The sequence below is a fragment of the Bifidobacterium mongoliense DSM 21395 genome (genome assembly GCF_000741285.1).
Classification (GTDB): domain Bacteria; phylum Actinomycetota; class Actinomycetes; order Actinomycetales; family Bifidobacteriaceae; genus Bifidobacterium; species Bifidobacterium mongoliense.
Genome location: NZ_JGZE01000021.1, coordinates 31,750 through 49,775 on the forward strand (window position 1 = coordinate 31,750; position 18,026 = coordinate 49,775).

Here is an 18,026-nt window from a genome sequence, read left to right on the forward strand (position 1 = left end):
CATGGTCACGCCGCAGGACGGTCACCGATGCAGTGTCGCCAACGCATCGTCCAGGTCGGGGGAGCGGAAGGCGAATCCGGATGCCATGAGCCTCCGGGGCACGACGTGGGCGTCGGCCATGATGAGCGATGCGGCGGCGTCGCGCCCCAGGACCGTCGCAAGCACCGGTTCGGGTGCGGGCAGCCAGAACGGGCGCCCCAGGGCATGGGCCGCGGATCGGATGATGTCGTCGGCGCTGGCCGGCTGCGGTGAGACGAGGTTGATGGCACCCGTCATGCGGTGTTCGATGATATGCCGGATGGCGCGTACCTCGTCGTAGAGACCGATCCATGGCCACATCTGCGTGCCGCGTCCCATGGGGCCGGCCAGGCCCATGCGCATGATGGGCATGAGCGGCCTGAGCAGCGCCCGCGGGTGCATGATGGGCGCGGTGCGGATGCTGGTCACCGGGGCCTGTTCACCGCCGCTGCGCGCCGCCTGTTCCCACGCCGCGCACAGTCCTGCGAGGAACGTGTCGCCCGCCGGCGCGGATTCGTCGATGATGACGCCGGGTGCGGAGCCGTAGTAGCCCGTCGCCGAAGCGCATATGAACAGCGGCCCGGTCGCGCCGAATCGCGACAGCGCCCGCGCCAGTGTGCCCGCCGGTGTGATGCGGGAGTCGTACAGCGCCCTGCGGCGCTCACGGGTCCATGGCAATCGGCCGATCGATGCGCCGTTGAGGCAGATCGCGGCGTCGGCCTGGGCCAGGAGGCTCGGCGGCGGTGCAACGGTGGTGTCCCAAGTACGACGGTCGGGTCGCGGCCTGCCATCGGTGCGGGGCGATGTCCAGGTGGCGCGTACCAATTGGGTGACCTGGTGGCCGTCGGCGAGCAGCGATGCGGTCAGGGCGGAACCGATGAGGCCCGAACCCCCGGCGATGACGATATGGCGATGGTGCTCGGTCATGGTCCCGTTCCCTTCCGTTGCCGCGACCCGCAACGAGGTGCGACGCACCCGGCTGCACGACCATGCCGTCTCACGATGTGGCGCGTTACACCGCCTATGGCCGATTCGGTGAACGCCGTCGTTATCATGGTCAATATGGGCAACAATACTATGAGAATCATTGATCTGCGCGGAAAGCGCCTTACTCGTGCGGCGATGTTGGAGGCCATGCCGCGGGCCGAGATGGGAACCAGGGAGGCGCATGACCTCGTGGCTCCGATCCTCGAGGACGTCAAGTCTCGCGGCGCCGCGGCACTGCGTGACTTCGGCGAGAAATTCGATCACATCCGTCCCGAGCACCTGCGTGTGCCCGTGGAGGCGATGCGCGAGGCGCTGAACAACCTCGATGACGGGGTGAGGGCGGCGATCGAGGAGTCCGTACGCCGCATCCGCGCCGTGTGTTCGTCGCAGGTCCCCGAGGACTTCCACACCGACCTGGCCGAGGATGCTCGTGTCAGCCAGCGGTGGATTCCCATCGAACGCGTGGGACTCTATGTGCCCGGCGGCAAGGCCGTCTATCCGAGCTCGGTGATCATGAACGTCGTGCCGGCGCAGACCGCCGGCGTCGAATCCGTCGCCATCGCGACGCCCCCGAGCCGTAAGAACGACCAGGGTCTGCCGGACGCGACCATACTCGCGACCTGCGCGATCCTCGGCGTCGATGAGGTCTACGCCGTCGGCGGAGCCCAGGCCATCGCCATGTTCGCCTACGGCGCCCGCGGCAGCGAGCCCCAGGACGGCGAGGTCCTGTGCGACCCGGTCGACAAGATCACCGGGCCGGGCAACATCTTCGTCGCCACCGCCAAGAGCATGGTCTCGGGCATGGTGGGCATCGACGCCGTCGCAGGCCCCACCGAAATAGCCATCCTGGCCGACAAGACCGCCAAGCCGGGCTGGGTCGCCGCCGACCTCATCGGCCAGGCCGAACACGATGAGCTCGCCGGTTCCGTCCTCATCACAGACAGCGAGGAACTCGCCGCCGCGGTGCAGGCCGAACTGGACAAGCGCGTGCCGCGCACGGAACACGCCGAGCGCGTCGCCACGTCGGTGACCGGTCGTCAGTCGGGCATCATCCTCACCGATGACCTCGATCAGTCCGTTGCCGCCGCCAACGCCTACGCCGCCGAGCACCTCGAGATCCAGACGGCCGATCCGTATGCGGTCGTGCCGAGGATCAAGAACGCCGGTGCGATCTTCCGCGGTCCGTATTCACCCGTTCCGCTCGGCGACTACATGTCGGGCTCGAACCACGTCCTGCCCACCGGAGGCACGGCCCGCTTCGCCGTAGGGCTCGGCGTGCACACCTTCATGAAGCCCGTGGAGGTCATCGAATACGACAAGCGCGGCCTCAAGACGCTCGCCGCACGCATCAACGCCTTCGCCGTCAGCGAGGACCTGCCCGCCCACGGCGAATGCGTGCTCAGCCGGTTCATCGACGACCCCTACGACAAGGCCACCCTGGCCGATCAGGAACGAAAGGCCGGTCTGTGATGACCACGTCGAACGCGACCGCGATCCCCACGCCGAACGATGCCCCCGTCTCCGATACCGGTGCGGCGGGCATCGACCCCTCCCTGCCGCTGCGCGACGATCTGATCGGGGAGGAGCCTTACGGCGCCCCGCAGCTCGACGTGCCGGTGTGCCTCAACGTCAACGAGAACCCCTATCCGCTCGCAGACGCGGTGGTCCAGGCCATCACCCGGCGCATCGCTCAGGTGGCCCCCACACTCAACCGCTACCCCGATCGTGACCATGAGACGCTGCGCCAGGCGTTCTGCGACTATCTCGAACGCGAGTCGCACACCAGCCTGAGCGTCGGACAGCTGTGGGCCGCAAACGGTTCCAACGAGATCATGCTCCAGCTGTTCCAGGCCTTCGGCGGGCCCGGGCGCACCGCCCTGGGTGCCGATCCCACCTATTCGATGTATCCCGAATACGCCAGGGACACCTTCACGACGTGGACCACGACCCCGCGCAACGACGATTTCACGCTCGACGTCGACCATCTGGTGCGGGCCATGCACGAGGTGCGTCCGGCCATCGTGATGCTCACGAGCCCGAACAACCCCACCGGGACCGTGCTGCCCATGGACGCCCTCGAACGGGTGTTGGCCGAGGCCGAGAGGGTCGAAGTGGCCGGAAGTTCACGTCCCACCCATCCCATCGTGGTGGTCGACGAGGCCTACGTGGAGTTCCGCGATCCGGGCACACCCTCGGCGGTGTCGCTGATCGACCGGTTCCCGCATCTCGCCGTCAGCCGCACCATGAGCAAGGCCTTCGCCTTCGCCGGTGCCCGGGTGGGCTACATCGCCGCCAATCCCTCGGTGATCGACTGCCTGCGCATCGTGCGCATGCCCTACCACCTCTCGGCCCTCACCCAGGCGGCGGCGCTCGCCGCCCTCGAACACACCGATGAGCAGCTCGAACAGGTCGGTCACCTGCGCCGCACCCGTCAGGAGACCGCGGCATGGTTGCGCGAGCAGACCTATCACGGCAAGCCGTTGCAGGTGGCCGAGTCGCAGTCGAATTTCCTGTTGTTCGGCGGCAGTTTCGCCGATCGGACCCAGATCTTCGACGAACTGCTCAAGCGCGGGGTGCTGATACGCGTCGTGGGCCCGGAAGGCTGGCTGCGCGTGTGCATGGGCACCGAAGAGGAGATGGCGACATTCCGCAGGTCCCTCGCCGAAGTGTTGCCGTTGGTTCGGTGACCGGAACGTCTACGCCGCCGTCGTGACGATACTGTCATGGCGGCGGTGTCGTCTGGATGGCGGTGTCGTCTGGATGGCGGTGCCGTCAGGCGAGATCGTCCACGATGGGGTCGCGGTGACACCGCATGGTGACCCGTTGCGGTTACAGTAAGACACGGAAGGTGGTGCGGCCGTGCGCCCGCCGCCGGATGGGCCTGGGCCCATCAACTCGGCCCATGAAGGAGCAGTAATGGCACGTACAGCGGCGATCGTCCGTTCCACCAGCGAATCGCATGTCGAGCTCAGTCTCGATCTCGACGGCACGGGGAAGACCGAAATCGACACTTCGGTGCCGTTCTATAACCATATGATGACCGCGTTGGGCAAGCATTCACTCATCGATCTGAAGATCAAGGCAAGCGGGGACACCGACATCGACGCCCACCACACCGTCGAGGACGTCGCCATCGTCTTCGGTGAGGCACTCAAGCAGGCGCTGGGCGACAAGCGGGGCATCCGTCGCTTCGCCGACGCGACCGTGCCCCTCGACGAGGCGCTCGCCAAGGCGGTCGTCGACATCTCCGGTCGTCCGTACGTCGTGTGCTCCGGTGAACCGGAGGGCTTCCAGTACGCCATGATCGGCGGGCATTTCACGGGTTCCCTGGTGCGTCACGTCATGGAGTCGATCGCCTTGCACGCCGACATCTGCCTGCACCTGCAGTTGCTCGCCGGCCGGGACCCCCACCATATTGCCGAGGCCGAGTTCAAGGCGTTGGCACGCGCCCTGCGGTTCGCGGTGGAGCCCGATCCTCGCGTCACCGGCATCCCGAGCACCAAAGGAGCCCTGTGATGGCGGACGACGATCTGCATTTCAGCGACGACGAACTTCAGGCCGCGTTGGACGGCTTCGAGAAGGAGTTCGAAGGCAAAGGATCGGGGTCGGGTGACGGCTCCGCCACGCCAGGTGACACCGGGAAGGAAGCCGACGGGGCCGACGCCGATGGACACACCGCTGATCACCAGCACACTGATGAGCATGGCGATGACGCCCATGGAACCGCGGACTCGGCCGAGGCACAGGGGGGTTTCGATGACGAACTGCAGGAACTGATCGGCAATAAGGCGAAATCGGTGGCGCTGGTCACCAGGCTGGCCTCCGCAGAATTGCTGGCGGCCTTCTGTCAGATCTCCGATATCGCCGCGCGGTGCATCGGTTCCGACAACGGAGCCGTCGCCGTGCTCAAGTCGAAGAACGGTGACGCCCCCGAGGCCGCGGCCCGCGATTTGACGACCGTGGTCTCCGGCATGGCGGTGATCCTCGCCGTGAATCGCGCGGACAAACTCGAAGCGACGCTGTATCTGCAGGGCGAGGCCGGCGAGCAGTTCGCCCCGCCGATATTCTTCGCCTCGGCGCCATCCTTCGTCGAGGACCTCATGCTGGGTATCGTGAGTCTCGACGATCTCGCTGGTGACGGTGCTCGCATCTTCGACACCGCCGCCATGGATCACGATCAGGCCATGGCCGTGATCGCGAAGCACACGCGGTTTGGCCGCGGCAAGTCCAGCATCCAATAATCAGTCCGAACAACCCATCCGTCCCGACGCCGGCGTGGCGCAACCAATCGCCGGCCATGCAATCCGTGAGGAGCGAACAATGACTTCCGTGGTGGTATTCGATTACGGTTTCGGCAACGTGCGGTCCATGATGCGCGCACTGATCAACATCGGCGTGGACGCCACGCTGACCTCCGACCATCGTCAGGCCATGGCGGCCGACGGACTGGTCGTGCCGGGTGTGGGCGCGTTCGCCGCCTGCATGCGAGGCCTGCGTCAGGTCGGCGGTGACGAGGTCATCGTCAACCGCCTCAGCGCCGGACTGCCGGTGCTCGGTGTGTGCGTGGGGGAGCAGATCATGTTCGAGCGGGGGTGCGAGCATGACGAATCCGCGGCGGGACTTGGGCTGATAGGCGGCGAGGTCACCAAGCTTGAAGCCGACGTCGTGCCCCATATGGGATGGAACACCGTCGAAGCGCCGGCCGACAGCTCCTTGTTCGCCGGCGTGGAGCGGGAGCGGTTCTATTTCGTGCATTCCTACGCGGCCCACAATGCGACGGCTCCCGGGGCCGGTGCTCCTGCCATCGACTACGGTTCCAGCCCCGAGCGTGTCACCTGGTGCTCCTACGGCGGGTCGCGGTTCGTGGCGGCCTACGAGCACGGTCCGTTGAGCGCCACCCAATTCCATCCCGAAAAATCCGCCCAGGCCGGCGTGGCGGTGCTGCGCAACTGGGTCGCGGGCTTTGGAACGCTGAAGGGCGAGCGGGTCTGAGCGACCCACATCATCGAGAAAGAGGAGACATCATGTTGACATTGCTTCCCGCCGTGGATGTGCGAGACGGTAAGGCCGTACGGCTGCGTCAGGGGGCCTCGGGCTCCGAAACCGATTACGGCAGCCCCCTTGAGGCCGCCCGGACCTGGGTGGAGGCTGGCGCATCGTGGATTCACCTCGTGGATCTCGACGCGGCCTTCGGCACCGGGAACAACCGGGCCGAGCTGACGCGCATCGTCGGGGAGCTCGGCGATCGCGTGCATATCGAGATGAGTGGGGGAGTGCGTGATGACGCCAGCCTCGATGCCGCGCTGCAGGCCGGCGCGGCTCGCGTGAACATCGGCACCGCGGCGCTCGAGAACCCCGAATGGACCGCCGCGGCCATCGCACGCTACGGCGACCGGGTCGCGGTGGGTCTCGACGTGCGCGGCCACACGCTCGCCGCCCGCGGATGGGTGCGCGAGGGAGGCGACCTCTTCGACACCATGGCGGTGCTCGACCGGGCGGGGTGCTCGCGGTACGTGGTCACCGACGTGGCCCGTGACGGCATGATGAGCGGACCCAACATCGCCCTGCTGCGCGAGGTCGCCGAACGCACCGACGCCAAGGTCACGGCCTCGGGCGGCATCAGCTCGCTCGACGACCTGCGGGCCATCGCGAAGTTGGCGCCCCTGGGGGTCGACAGCGCCATCCTCGGCAAGTCGCTGTATGCCAAGGCCTTCACCCTCGAGCAGGCACTCGAGGTCGCCCGCGCGGTCTGACGCCGGGCATCGGGGCCGGAGCCTGGCCCCGCGTCTTGTCGTCCGAAGGGCAACACGCCCGCGCTATGTTAACGCCATGTAATATTCCCGTGGGAGCATGGGCAGTATGGATAAACAGCAAGAGTATGCCCTGCGCGCGGTCGAAGAACGAGACGTTCGCTTCATCCGCCTGTGGTTCACCGATGTGCTGGGGACGCTCAAATCCGTCGCCATCGCGCCGGCGGAATTGGAGTCCGCGTTCGAAGAGGGTCTCGGGTTCGACGGGTCTGCCATCGAGGGCATGACACGCGTCTCCGAGGATGACATGATCGTCCAACCCGATCCTTCGACCTTCCAGATCCTTCCTTGGCGGGACGGCCCCCACGGGACGGCCCGCATGTTCTGTGACATCCTCACCCCGGACGGCGAGCCGTCGTTGGGCGACCCTCGGCATGTGCTCAAGAACACGCTGTCGAAGGCCAAGGAGAAGGGTTTCACGTTCTACGTCCACCCCGAGATCGAGTTCTACCTGTTCGAGCAGCAGGATGACTGGTCGAAGGTCCCCACGCCGATCGACGAGGGCGGCTACTTCGATCACGTCCCGCGCAGCCCGGGCATGGACTTCCGCCGCGCCGCGGTCAACATGCTCGAACAGATGGGCATCTCGGTCGAGTATTCGCACCACGAAAGCGGCCCGGGGCAGAACGAGATCGACCTGCGGTACGCCGACGCGCTCACCACCGCCGACAACATCATGACCTTCCGTACGGTCATCAAGGAGATCGGGCTCGAACGCGGCGTCCACGCCAGCTTCATGCCCAAGCCCCTGACCGACCAGCCCGGTTCCGGCATGCACACGCATCTGAGCCTGTTCGAGGGCGATGAGAACGCGTTCTACGAGGCCGGTCAGGAATTCAACATGTCCCTGATTGCCCGGCAGTTCGCCGCCGGCATCCTGTACCATGCCGCGGAGATCTCGGCCGTCACGGACCAGTACGTCAACTCCTATAAGCGGCTCTGGGGCGGCAACGAAGCCCCGAGCTACATCTGCTGGGGTCACAACAACCGGTCCGCCCTGCTGCGCATCCCGCAGTACAAGCCCGGCAAGGGCAACTCGGCCCGTATGGAGTTCCGTGCCCTCGATTCCGTCGCGAATCCGTATCTCGCTTACTCCGTGTTGCTCGCCGCGGGACTCGACGGCATCGAGCGTCAGCTCACGTTGGGTGAGCCCACAAGCGACGACGTCTGGGAGCTCACCGATGAGGAGCGTCAGGCCATGGGCATCCAGCCCCTGCCGGAATCCCTCGACGAGGCGCTGACCGCAATGGAGCAGTCCGATTTCGTCGCCGGGGTGCTCGGCGAGCACGCCTTCGAGTATTTCCTGCGCAACAAGCGTCAGGAGTGGGACGACTATCGCCGTCAGGTCACGGCGTATGAGTTGGAGAAGTTCCTGCCTCGTCTCTAGGTATACGGATCGCCGTTACACGCGGGCCGCCGGATTTCATGATCCGGCGGCCTTTCGTGTACTTGGGCTTACTATCCCGGAATTACCGTCGCGGGCTGCCGAACCACTGCTGGTAGATGATCGAGAAGTTGCGGTTGCCGTAGCTCGAGCACGAGTCGCCCTCGCCGCCGTTGGCCTGCAGCGCCGCCGCATTCGGCTGGTAGGGCGTGTAGATGTACAACAGGGCCGTGGCCTTGTTCTCGATATACACATCGGAGGCCGAGCAGGCCGCGTTCGGGTGATAGGCGATGCGGTTGAGGGTGCCCGCGTGGTAGGCGTAGTCCTGTTCGTGGTTCTCGTAATAGCGCAAGCGTTGCGCCGCGCCGAACACCTGGCGGAAGAAGCCGGCGTAGCGTGGATCGCAGCTGGCGTCGTCGGGGCAGCTCAGCCCCATGGCCGCCTTGATCTGAAAATCCGATATCCAGTCCGCACTCACCAGATGCTGCTCCTTCTGCAGCATGGTCAGCAGCACTTTCTGGCTGATCCCGCACGCCTTGGCGGATTTGTCGATGATATCCGCGGCGCTTTCCTCGCCCGTCGAACGATATTCGCGGCACGACTGATCGGCGTCCCGGTGCTCCGTCGGGAAACGCATGGACTTCAGGCATCGCGAGCCGGAGCACGAAGCGCCCTGATCGTCGAGGAACGCCTGCACTTCCGCGGCGCTCATCGCATTGGCGTTGAAGAACTGCCCGTCCGCGATGATGTTGCCGGGATTGAAGTCATAGGTGCGTTGCAGCTGCTGTTGCTCGGTCCTGGCCGCGTTGACGCGGACCTGCCATTGCGCCAACCGTATCGCCCCCATGATCAGAGCCATGACGGCGATCACGCCGATGAGTCCGGTCATGCAGGCGACGAGGCGTGCGGGGGTCTTGGCCCGGCGCCACCATCGTTGCCAGCGCCGAACGATACCCGTCGTGCGTCGGCGGCGTCGTGTCTGCTTCATCGTTCCCATGCTAGCGATATCGACCTATGTTCGCGGTCGCGCGACATGCGCCGTGTGCTGATCATGCGGCCATCGTCTTGCGCATGCGCTGCAGGCTCACCGGATGGGCCGTGCCCAGTTCCTGGGCCCACAGGGAGACGTAGAACTCCTCGAGCATCCAGCGCAGTTGGACGTCGATGCCGTGCGCGCGCTCGTGACGTGGCCCGGCGGGTTCCGCTTCGGCCTTGGCATGGAAACGATCGACCAGCTGCTTCGCCTCGTCGGCCTGCCATGCCCAGCGCACGTCGCGGTCCTTGTCGGCCTTGGCCTTGTGCAACCGCATGAGATCGGCGTGCAGATAGCGTTCCATGGATTGCAGCGCCTCGGGGGGCGCCGCGCCGATGAAACCGGGGTGTACGAGCGTGTCGATATGGGCGCGGATGGATTGCAGCACCGAGAGCATCGGCAGGTCGGCCGGCCCCGAGATCGCCTTGTCGACCTGCGCGTACCGGGTGAGGATGGCGATGACGTCACGGCTCACGGCGTACACCGTGTCCTCATAGACCTCCTGCACGTCCGACACCGCCTGGGCCAGTGCCGCGTCGTCGGGCAGGGTGTCGATGTGCGGCAGCAGGCGCTTGACCGCGGCGATCTGCAGATCGGCTGTTAGCGCCTTGGTCGACGGATACGGGGCTGCGGCGAGGCGCAGCGCCTCGGGGCCCAGCCAGCGCGAGGAGATGCGTTCGTCGGGCAGGCGCAACCGCTCCAGCGCACCCTTCCACAGCATGTCGGCCCGGGGCAGGGTCGTGGCGCCGGCCTTGTGCAGCAGATTGGTCTGGCGCACGATGTCGCCACGCGCATTCGCCTGTTCGGCCTTGCGGTTCACGACGCGTCGAGCCGAGGCCTGGGCCTCGTCGGCCAGTTGGCGCTGCAACGCGGTGAGGGACTTGCCCGTGGCCAGCACTTCGACATGGTTGCCCGGGCCGTGGCCGTGGCGCGCATTGGATCCGCCGTGCCGTCCGCGGCCGCGGTGTCCATTGCCGGCCCGTTCCACACTGAAGTTCATCCGCAGATACGGCGGGAGCTTCTCCCACTGCTCGTCGGTGAACACCTCGGGGTGGATCTGGGCGTCCACGACCCGAATCGCCACTTGGGTGAACACGTGGGCGAACGAAGGCCAGGCCGCGGCACCGGTGGCTTCATTGACCGGCGGAAGTACGGCACGGTCGCCGTCGGCGGAACCCGGCAGACGTGGCACGTGCGCCCGCAGATCCTCGAGCATGGCCCGCGCCGTGTCAGGGGCTGGCACGAACTGGACACGCAACGCCTTGGGCAGTGATTTGATGACGGCGATGATGAGTTCGTCGAGCAGCCCGGGCACGTTCCAGCTGAACTGCTCCGGGGTGAGCCGGGAGAGCGCTTCCAGCGGGATATGCACGGTCACCCCGTCCATCGGGTCGTGCGTGTCGTAGATGTAGCTCAGGCGTAGCCGCAGGGTCGAGCCGTCGGTGCCCAGGGCATACCAGTGGTCGGGGTAGTCGTCGAGGCTCACGCTTTGGGAGCTCTGCAGGCGTTCGACCTTGTCCGGGTCGAAATCCAACAGCGTCGGGTTGCTCTCGTGCTCGTGCTTCCACCACTGGGCCAGACCGGCTAGGGAGGTGACGTCGGTGGGTATGACGGCGTTGTAGAAGTCGTACAGGTCCTCGTCGCCCACGGTTTCGGCGACCAAGCGCGTACGGCTGGCGTCCTCGCCGGCGGATTCGAGGATCGCGCGGTTGCGCTCCAGGAAATCGTCGTAGGAGAAGCGTTGCTGGACGTCGCCTTCGACCAGGCCCTGACGGATGAGGAAGTCGCGGGCCTCCAAGGGGTTGATCCGACCCCACTGGACCATGCGGTCCGTCACGATCGGCAGACCGTATAGCAGGACCTTCGACGAGGCGACGGCCGATCCTCGGGACCCTGACCAGTGCGGGGCCGCGTAGGTCGTGCGCGTGAGCGAGCCCGCGAGCGGTTCGGCCCAGCTCGGGTCGATCTGCGCGCAGTACCGCGCCCACAGCCGAGAGGTCTCCACCAATTCGGTCGCCATCACCCACGGCGGGGTCGTCTTGGCCACCCCGGAGGCCGGGAAGATCGCGAAACGCATGCCGCGGGCGCCCTGGTAATCGTTCTTCAAGGTCCGCGCCGCACGTTTGATGGCGCGCGCCTTCGCGGCACCCTTGAGTCCGGCGAAGGCCGAGGCCTTGGGGTCGTGCGGCGCCTGCATGCCGAGCATCGAGAGCAGTCCGGCCATCATCGAGGTGTGGATGCCCTGCGCGTCCCACGAGCAGCACAGGCTGTGCGCCGCCTGCTGGTTCATCGGCAGGTTCGTCACGTCGTCACCCGGCCTGGAGACCGGCTCCGGCTTGCCGGGGGTGTAGTGCAGCCCGTGGCACATCTCGGTGAGTTGCGTGACCAGATCGCGCCATTGGCGCAGCCTGATCCAGCTGAAGTACTCGCTTTTGCACACGCGCCGCAGCGCCGCGTTGCCCGCTGGGCCCGAGGCCTGGAAGATGCGGTCCCACATGTTCAGGGCGGTGAGGAAGTCGCTGGTCGGGTCGGCGTAGCGGTTGTGGATGCGGTCGGCCTCCTCGCGCTTCTCGTCAGGTCGTTCGCGCGGGTCCTGCAGGCTGAGGAATGCGACCACGACGATGACGCAGGCGAGCGTGTCCGGCGTGGTCGAGCGCGCCGCCTCGATGATCATGCGGCCCAGCCGGATGTCAATGGGGATCTTCGAGAGCTGGCGGCCCACGGTCGTCAGCCGCATCTCGCCATGCTGACGCGACACTGCCTTGAGTTCGATGAGCTCGTTGACGCCGTCCGACACGGAGCGGATGTCCGGTGGGTCGATGAACCCGAACTCGGTCACGTCCTCGCTCGTGCGGGCCACGCCGACGGACAGCATGTGCAGCACCACCGCGCCGAGTGAGGTGCGCAGGATCTCGGGTTCCGTGAACCGCGGGCGGGTCTCGTAGTCGTCGTAGGCGTACAAGCGGATGGCGATGCCGTCCGCGACACGGCCGCAACGGCCCGAACGCTGGTCGGCGCTCGCCTGCGAGATCGGTTCGATGGGCAGACGTTGGACCTTGGCCGATTTCGAATACCGGGAGATCCTCGCCGTCCCGGGGTCGACCACGTATCGAATGCCCGGCACGGTCAGGGAGGTCTCGGCGACGTTCGTGGCGATCACGATGCGCTGGTGGGTGTGATGTTCGAAGACCCGGTGCTGCTCCTTCGAGGAGAGCCGGGCGAACAGGGGGAGGATCTCGATGGCGTCGGGGCGGCGCATGTCCGAGGCCCGGGGGCCGAAGTGGCGCAGCAGGGCGTGCTCGAACTCGTGGATGTCGCGTTCGCCCGCCGCGAAGACGAGAATGTCCCGCGCCCCGCGTTCATGGCTGGCGTGGACCACCAGTTCGGCGCAGGCCCTGGCCACCGCCGTGGCGACGTCCTCCTGGGTGGCGTGTTCCGCGAGCTCCTCCTGGTCCTCGGGGCTGCGGCCGTCGTCGAAGCCGGGGACGTGGCGCATGAGCGCCGGTGCCGAGCCCAGCGGTTCGTACACGACCTGGACGGGGAAGGTCCTGCCCGAGACCTCGATCACTGGGACATGGGTGTGCAGGGCATGCTGGAAATGATCCCTGAACTTCTCGGAGTCGATGGTGGCCGAGGTGACGATGAGTTTGAGGTCGTGGCGTTTGGGCAGCAGGGCGGTCAGGTAGCCGAGCAGGAAGTCGATGTTGAGGCTGCGTTCGTGCGCCTCGTCGATGATGATGGTGTCGTAGCGGCTGAGCACCGGGTCGCGCTGGATCTGGGCGAGCAGGATGCCGTCGGTCACGATGCGCAGACGGGTGGCCGCCGAGCTGGTGTCGGTGAACCGCACCTGGAAACCGACCTCGTCGCCCAGCCGCACACCCATCTCCTCGGCGATGCGCTCCGCCACGGTTCGGGCGGCGATCCGCCGGGGTTGCGTATGCACGATCTGGTGGCCGTGCGAGCCGCGTCCCATCTGCAGCAGGATCTTGGGGATCTGGGTGGTCTTGCCCGAGCCGGTCTGTCCGGAGACGATGACGACCTGGCTTGAGGCCACGGCGTGGGCGATATCGTCGCGCGCCGCGCTGACGGGGAGTTGGGAAGGATAATCGAATTTCATGCGGTGCGACGGACCTCGATCACGCGGTAGCCTTTCGAGCTGGCGTATTTGCCGATGGCGAAGGCGTCACCCAAGTGCTCGGCGAGCCAGGGGAGCAGGGAGTCGGCGCCGAGATTGCGTTGGACGACCAGATACGCCGACCCGCCGGTGCGCAGCCGGGGCAGCCAGGTGAGCAGCAGGTCGTGCAGTACCTGCTTGCCTACGCGGATGGGGGGATTCGACCAGATGGTGTCGAAACGCAGATCGTCAGGGATCTGATCGGCGGTGACGGCCTTGACGCCCCCGAGACCGTTCGTCCGGGCGTTCGATTGCGTCAGCTCCAAGGCTCTCTCATTGGTGTCCAACGCCCAGACGCGGGCTTGCGGTGAGGCGAAGCCCATGGCGAGGGCGATCGGGCCCCAGCCGCAGCCGAGGTCGAGCAGTTCACCCTGCGAGCTGGGGTCGGGGGCATGACGCAGGAGCACGGAGGTGCCCAGGTCGACGCGGTTGCCCGAGAACACGCCGTTCGACACCTCGACGTCGGCCTCGTGGCCGCGCAGCCGCACATGCATGGTCCTGCGCCGGTCCGGGGAGGAAGGGTGGGCGGCGAAATACTGTTCGGCTCGCTTCGGCTCGTCCTGCTGCCCTCGGCGGTCCTGGTTCGTCGTCATCTGGTCATTCCTTCTCCCCGCCGCGTAGTGGCGGCGTCTTGTCGTACAAAACGATGATAATGGATAACCATAGTTCTATCTGAAGAGGTGCACTTGACCCAAGAGTTCGATACCGATCATTCCCATGACGAAGAAGCCAACCAAGGCGTGCTCGCCGACCGATCCGAGGTGCTGCTCGACCAGTCCCAAGGCGCGGCCGCGGGAGAGCGTTCCCAAGAGGATTGGGCTGAGCGCGAATCGCGCAACGCGTTGCGCCATGTCGTCGGGCTTGGCGAGATGCAGGACGTCAGCGAGGTCGAATACCGCAAAGTCAGGCTTGAACGCGTCGTTCTGGTCGGCGTCTGGTCGAGCGCGACCGGCAGCCTGGCCCAGACCGAGGAGTCGTTGCGCGAGCTCGCCGCCCTAGCGCAGACCGCCGGTGCGGACGTGTGCGACGGGGTGCTGCAGCAGCGGTACAAGCCTGATGCCGCCACGTATGTCGGATCCGGCAAAGCCAGGGAGATCGCGGGCATCGTGGCCCAGCAGAGCGCGGACACCATCGTGGTCGACGACGACCTGGCCCCGAGCCAGCGCCGTGCCCTCGAGGACCTGACCAAGGTCAAGGTGGTGGATCGCACCGCCGTCATCCTCGACATCTTCGCCCAGCACGCCACGAGCCGGGAAGGCAAGGCGCAGGTCGAACTGGCGCAGCTGCAGTACATGCTGCCAAGGCTTCGTGGATGGGGAGCCTCCCTGTCCCGACAGGCTGGAGGACGTGCCGCCGGGGCCGACGCGGGCATCGGCTCCCGTGGCCCCGGCGAGACCAAGATCGAAATGGACCGGCGCGTCATCCGCACCCGCATCGCCCGCCTGCGTCGCCAGATCGCGCGCATGGCTGCGGCACGCGAGGTCAAACGCGGGTCGAGGCATCGGTACGGTCTGCCGACGGTCGCCGTCGTGGGGTACACGAATGCGGGCAAATCCTCGTTGATCAACCGTCTGACCGGGTCGAGCGAACTGGTCGAGAACGCGCTGTTCGCCACGCTGGACACGGCGGTGCGTTCGGCGAAGACCTCGCAGGGCAGGCTCTATGCCTACGTCGACACCGTCGGCTTCGTGCGGCGGCTGCCCACGCAGCTCATCGAGGCGTTCAAGTCGACCTTGGAAGAGGTCGTGGAGGCCGATCTGATCGTCCATGTCGTCGATGCGTCGCATGCCGAACCGTTGGCCCAGATCGATGCGGTCAATGAGGTGCTCGCCGGCATCGACGGCACCGACGACATACCGCGTCTGCTGGTGCTCAACAAGGTCGACCGTATCGATGACGACCGTCGGGCGCGTCTGGCCTCGCTCAAACCACAAGCCATGCTCGTCTCCTCGCGCAGCGGCGAGGGCATCGACGCCCTGCGTGCAGACATCGAGGCGCGGCTGCCGGCGCCGCGCGTCAAGGTGGAGGCGACGCTGCCCTATGACCAGGGCTCGTTGATCTCGCGAATCAGGGAATACGGCCGTCCCGAGTCGATCGAATACCGCGAGGACGGCATCCACATCGTCGCGCAGGTCGACGATCGTCTCGCGGCGGCGGTGGTGGAGCACTCGATCGACTGACGTTCCCGCCGGCTCTTGTCGACATCCCTGTCGTCTCGGTGACGTCACGCTGGCATCACGGCGTCATACCGGTGCCCTGGTGTCTTGCTAATCCTTCACCGATCTGTCGATGACGACCGGTGCTTCGCTGAACTCTCGCTGACGCCCCCGGAGCCTCGCTGACGTCACGCTCTGTGCCTAGAATGAAAGCACACCTGAGTGGTGCCCGTGTGTGCGGGCACATAAGAAGAGAGGCCCTATTTTATGGTGGATTCCAAGAACAAACCTACGAAACTTGCGATTATTGGTGCCGGCGCGGTAGGTTCGACCCTTGCTTTCGCGGCTGCCCAGCGCGGCGTCGCACGTGAAATCGTGCTCCAGGACATCGCCAAGGAGCGCGTGGAGGCCGAGGTGCTCGATATGCAGCACGGCTCCAGCTTCTATCCCGAGGTCACCATCGATGGATCCGACGATGTTGAGATCTGCCGCGACGCCGATATGGTCGTCATCACCGCCGGAGCCCGGCAGAAGCCCGGACAGTCCCGTCTGGATCTCGCCGGCGCCACGCTGAAGATCATCAACTCGATCATTCCGAACGTCACCAAGGTGGCCCCCAACGCCACGTACATGCTCATCACCAACCCGGTCGACGTCGTCACGCGCGTGTCGATGCAGATCTCGGGCATGCCGGCCAACCAGATGTTCGGCTCCGGCACGAACCTTGATTCCGCCCGTCTGCGCTACCTGATCGGCAAGCAGACCGGTGTGAACGTCAAGAACGTGCACGCCTACATCGCCGGCGAACACGGCGATTCCGAGGTCCCGCTGTGGGCTTCCGCCACGATCGGCGGCGTCCCCATGTGCGACTGGAAGGAACTGCCGGGTCATGAGCCCCTCGACGCCGCGAAGCGCGAGGAGATTCACCAGGAAGTCAAGAACGCCGCCTACCGCATCATCAACGGCAAGGGCGCGACGAACTACGCCATCGCCATGTCCGGCGTGGACATCGTCGAGGCCATCCTGAGTGACACCAACAGGGTGTTGCCGGTGTCGTCCTACCTCGAGGACTTCCACGGCATCTCCGGCGTGTGCATGTCGGTGCCGACCCTGCTCAACCGTTCGGGCGTCAACTCCCGTCTGGCCACGCCGGTGTCCGACAAGGAGCTCGCGGCGCTCAAGCGTTCCGCCGAGACCCTCAAGGAAACCGCCGCGAAGTTCGGCTTCTGATAGCCACTGTGTTGCGGTGACCGCGGTGGTGATCGTCGCGTAATCACTGTGGTGATTGTCGTGATGATTGTCATGTTGTTGTCGTGGTGATCGCCGTGGTGATCGCCGTGATAACCGCGGGTCGTCGGGTTTCTGTTTCTCCCATGAGCTAGTGCAGGGGCGGGGCCCCACGGTCGTGGTTCGGTGAGTGCACCGTATGATGCATGAGCCGAGTGTGATTGTTGATATGCCGTCCATACCGATATCCGGTACGGACGGCATATTCGTATTCGTATGCGTATGCGTATGCGTGGGTGTGGGTATGTCGGTCGTGACGTATGATCGGTCGTGACGTGTGGCTGGTTGTTAGTCGGTAGGTGACCGGTTGTGGCGGGTTGACGGTCATGATGTGTGTGTCGGGTCGTGACGTGTGGCCGGTCGTTGGTTGGTGGGTTGCCGGTCGTTTGGGTGTGTCGGTTGTTGATCGGTTGGTGGTCGGTAAGGCCTGTGGTCGGTGTGGCCGCCTGCTCGGTGTGGACCGAGGCCGGCCTGCTCGGTGTGGACCGCGGTCATCCCGCTCGGACCGCTCGGACCAGTCAGTCCAGTCTGAGGTCGACCCAATAGGGCAAACGGACCGATCGGACAATTGGACTAACCGGACTAACCGGACCAATCGGCCCGACCGGACTAACCGACTTGCCCTGCCCGGTCGGTGTGGTTGGTGAGGTCGGTGTTCGTGGAGTTCGGGGTTGGACATGATGGGCGTGGTCGGAAAATGGAACGTTGCATCTCGTATCCGTAAGACAAGTCGGGGGATAGCGAAAAACAACCGCGGAATATGGCCCCTCGTTTTTTGTATCACCCGACTTGTCTTAGTGAATCGGCGACTCTTGTGCGGCAATCGTCGACTTGTGCCACTGAACCGTCGATCCTTGTCACCCAATCGTCGACTTGTATGACCGAATCTCCGATCCTCGTCAACCCATCGTCCATTTTCTGCGGCAATCGTGGTTCAGCATGTGTGAATCGGGGACTAGTACAGAACAAGCGGGGTCTATCTCATTAAGTGTGTGACTGGCGGTTTTCGTTGCTGTTCCTTGCCGTCCGGCCAGCGGTCGGCGAAGGTGATGGCGAACGCGTTCAACGCGGGCTTCCATCGTGTCACCCATCGTACCTGGCCCTTGCCTGTGGGGTCGAGCGAACGCACGGTCAGGTGGAGGCATTTCAATGCGGCCCGCCCGCCCAAGGAAGTGCC

13 protein-coding genes and 1 pseudogene are annotated in these 18,026 nt (G+C 65.6%); 9 read left to right on the forward strand and 5 right to left on the reverse strand.

All coding sequences use genetic code 11. From position 1 onward, the window contains the following. Positions 1 to 21: 21 nt before the first annotated feature. Complete coding sequence (locus BMON_RS07535; RefSeq protein ID WP_033513155.1) at positions 22 to 945, reverse strand: TIGR01777 family oxidoreductase; 924 nt, start codon at positions 943 to 945, stop codon at positions 22 to 24. A gap of 150 nt (positions 946 to 1,095) precedes the next feature. Between BMON_RS07535 and hisD the strand changes: the two genes are divergently transcribed. From hisD to BMON_RS07570, 7 genes are all read left to right on the forward strand, one after another. Next, entirely contained in the window at positions 1,096 to 2,475 is a 1,380-nt protein-coding gene (gene hisD / locus BMON_RS07540; RefSeq protein WP_033513250.1) for a histidinol dehydrogenase, read from the forward strand. After that, on the forward strand, positions 2,475 to 3,692 hold the full coding sequence (locus tag BMON_RS07545) for a histidinol-phosphate transaminase (RefSeq protein ID WP_051918012.1): 1,218 nt from the start codon (positions 2,475 to 2,477) through the stop codon (positions 3,690 to 3,692). The genes hisD and BMON_RS07545 overlap by 1 nt, the downstream gene beginning before the upstream one ends. A 229-nt stretch (positions 3,693 to 3,921) precedes the next feature. Next, on the forward strand, positions 3,922 to 4,521 hold the full coding sequence (hisB, locus tag BMON_RS07550; RefSeq protein ID WP_033513154.1) for an imidazoleglycerol-phosphate dehydratase HisB: 600 nt from the start codon (positions 3,922 to 3,924) through the stop codon (positions 4,519 to 4,521). Further along, a complete protein-coding gene (locus BMON_RS07555; protein WP_033513153.1) occupies positions 4,521 to 5,246 on the forward strand; it encodes a hypothetical protein in 726 nt (241 codons plus the stop codon). Before hisB ends, BMON_RS07555 begins: the two co-directional genes overlap by 1 nt. Before the next feature lie 79 nt (positions 5,247 to 5,325). Further along, on the forward strand, positions 5,326 to 5,997 hold the full coding sequence (gene hisH / locus BMON_RS07560; RefSeq protein WP_033513151.1) for an imidazole glycerol phosphate synthase subunit HisH: 672 nt from the start codon (positions 5,326 to 5,328) through the stop codon (positions 5,995 to 5,997). A 29-nt stretch (positions 5,998 to 6,026) separates the two neighbouring features. Then, positions 6,027 to 6,758 (forward strand): bifunctional 1-(5-phosphoribosyl)-5-((5-phosphoribosylamino)methylideneamino)imidazole-4-carboxamide isomerase/phosphoribosylanthranilate isomerase PriA, encoded by a 732-nt coding sequence (gene priA / locus BMON_RS07565; protein WP_033513247.1) that lies wholly within the window; start codon positions 6,027 to 6,029, stop codon positions 6,756 to 6,758. 106 nt (positions 6,759 to 6,864) lie between these two features. Further along, complete coding sequence (locus tag BMON_RS07570; RefSeq protein WP_033513149.1) at positions 6,865 to 8,202, forward strand: glutamine synthetase family protein; 1,338 nt, start codon at positions 6,865 to 6,867, stop codon at positions 8,200 to 8,202. 82 nt (positions 8,203 to 8,284) lie between these two features. On the opposite strand, the gene BMON_RS07575 is transcribed toward BMON_RS07570, so the two are convergent. The 3 genes from BMON_RS07575 to BMON_RS07585 form a co-directional block, all read right to left on the reverse strand. After that, a complete protein-coding gene (locus tag BMON_RS07575; RefSeq protein WP_237745381.1) occupies positions 8,285 to 9,187 on the reverse strand; it encodes a hemagglutinin in 903 nt (300 codons plus the stop codon). Between the two features lie 61 nt (positions 9,188 to 9,248). Beyond that, positions 9,249 to 13,349, reverse strand: a complete 4,101-nt coding sequence (gene hrpA, locus BMON_RS07580) for an ATP-dependent RNA helicase HrpA (protein ID WP_033513148.1) — start codon at positions 13,347 to 13,349, stop codon at positions 9,249 to 9,251. Beyond that, positions 13,346 to 13,999 (reverse strand): class I SAM-dependent methyltransferase, encoded by a 654-nt coding sequence (locus BMON_RS07585; protein ID WP_033513146.1) that lies wholly within the window; start codon positions 13,997 to 13,999, stop codon positions 13,346 to 13,348. The genes hrpA and BMON_RS07585 overlap by 4 nt, the downstream gene beginning before the upstream one ends. A 93-nt stretch (positions 14,000 to 14,092) precedes the next feature. Between BMON_RS07585 and hflX the strand changes: the two genes are divergently transcribed. Next, the gene (gene hflX, locus BMON_RS07590) at positions 14,093 to 15,586 is read left to right on the forward strand and encodes a GTPase HflX (RefSeq protein ID WP_033513144.1); all 1,494 of its coding nucleotides are present in this window, start codon (positions 14,093 to 14,095) and stop codon (positions 15,584 to 15,586) included. 243 nt (positions 15,587 to 15,829) lie between these two features. Beyond that, the gene (locus BMON_RS07595; RefSeq protein WP_033513142.1) at positions 15,830 to 16,792 is read left to right on the forward strand and encodes an L-lactate dehydrogenase; all 963 of its coding nucleotides are present in this window, start codon (positions 15,830 to 15,832) and stop codon (positions 16,790 to 16,792) included. Between the two features lie 1,033 nt (positions 16,793 to 17,825). Here BMON_RS07595 and BMON_RS09715 read toward each other — a convergent pair. Next, positions 17,826 to 18,026, reverse strand: a pseudogene (locus BMON_RS09715) (hypothetical protein); the annotation flags it as partial.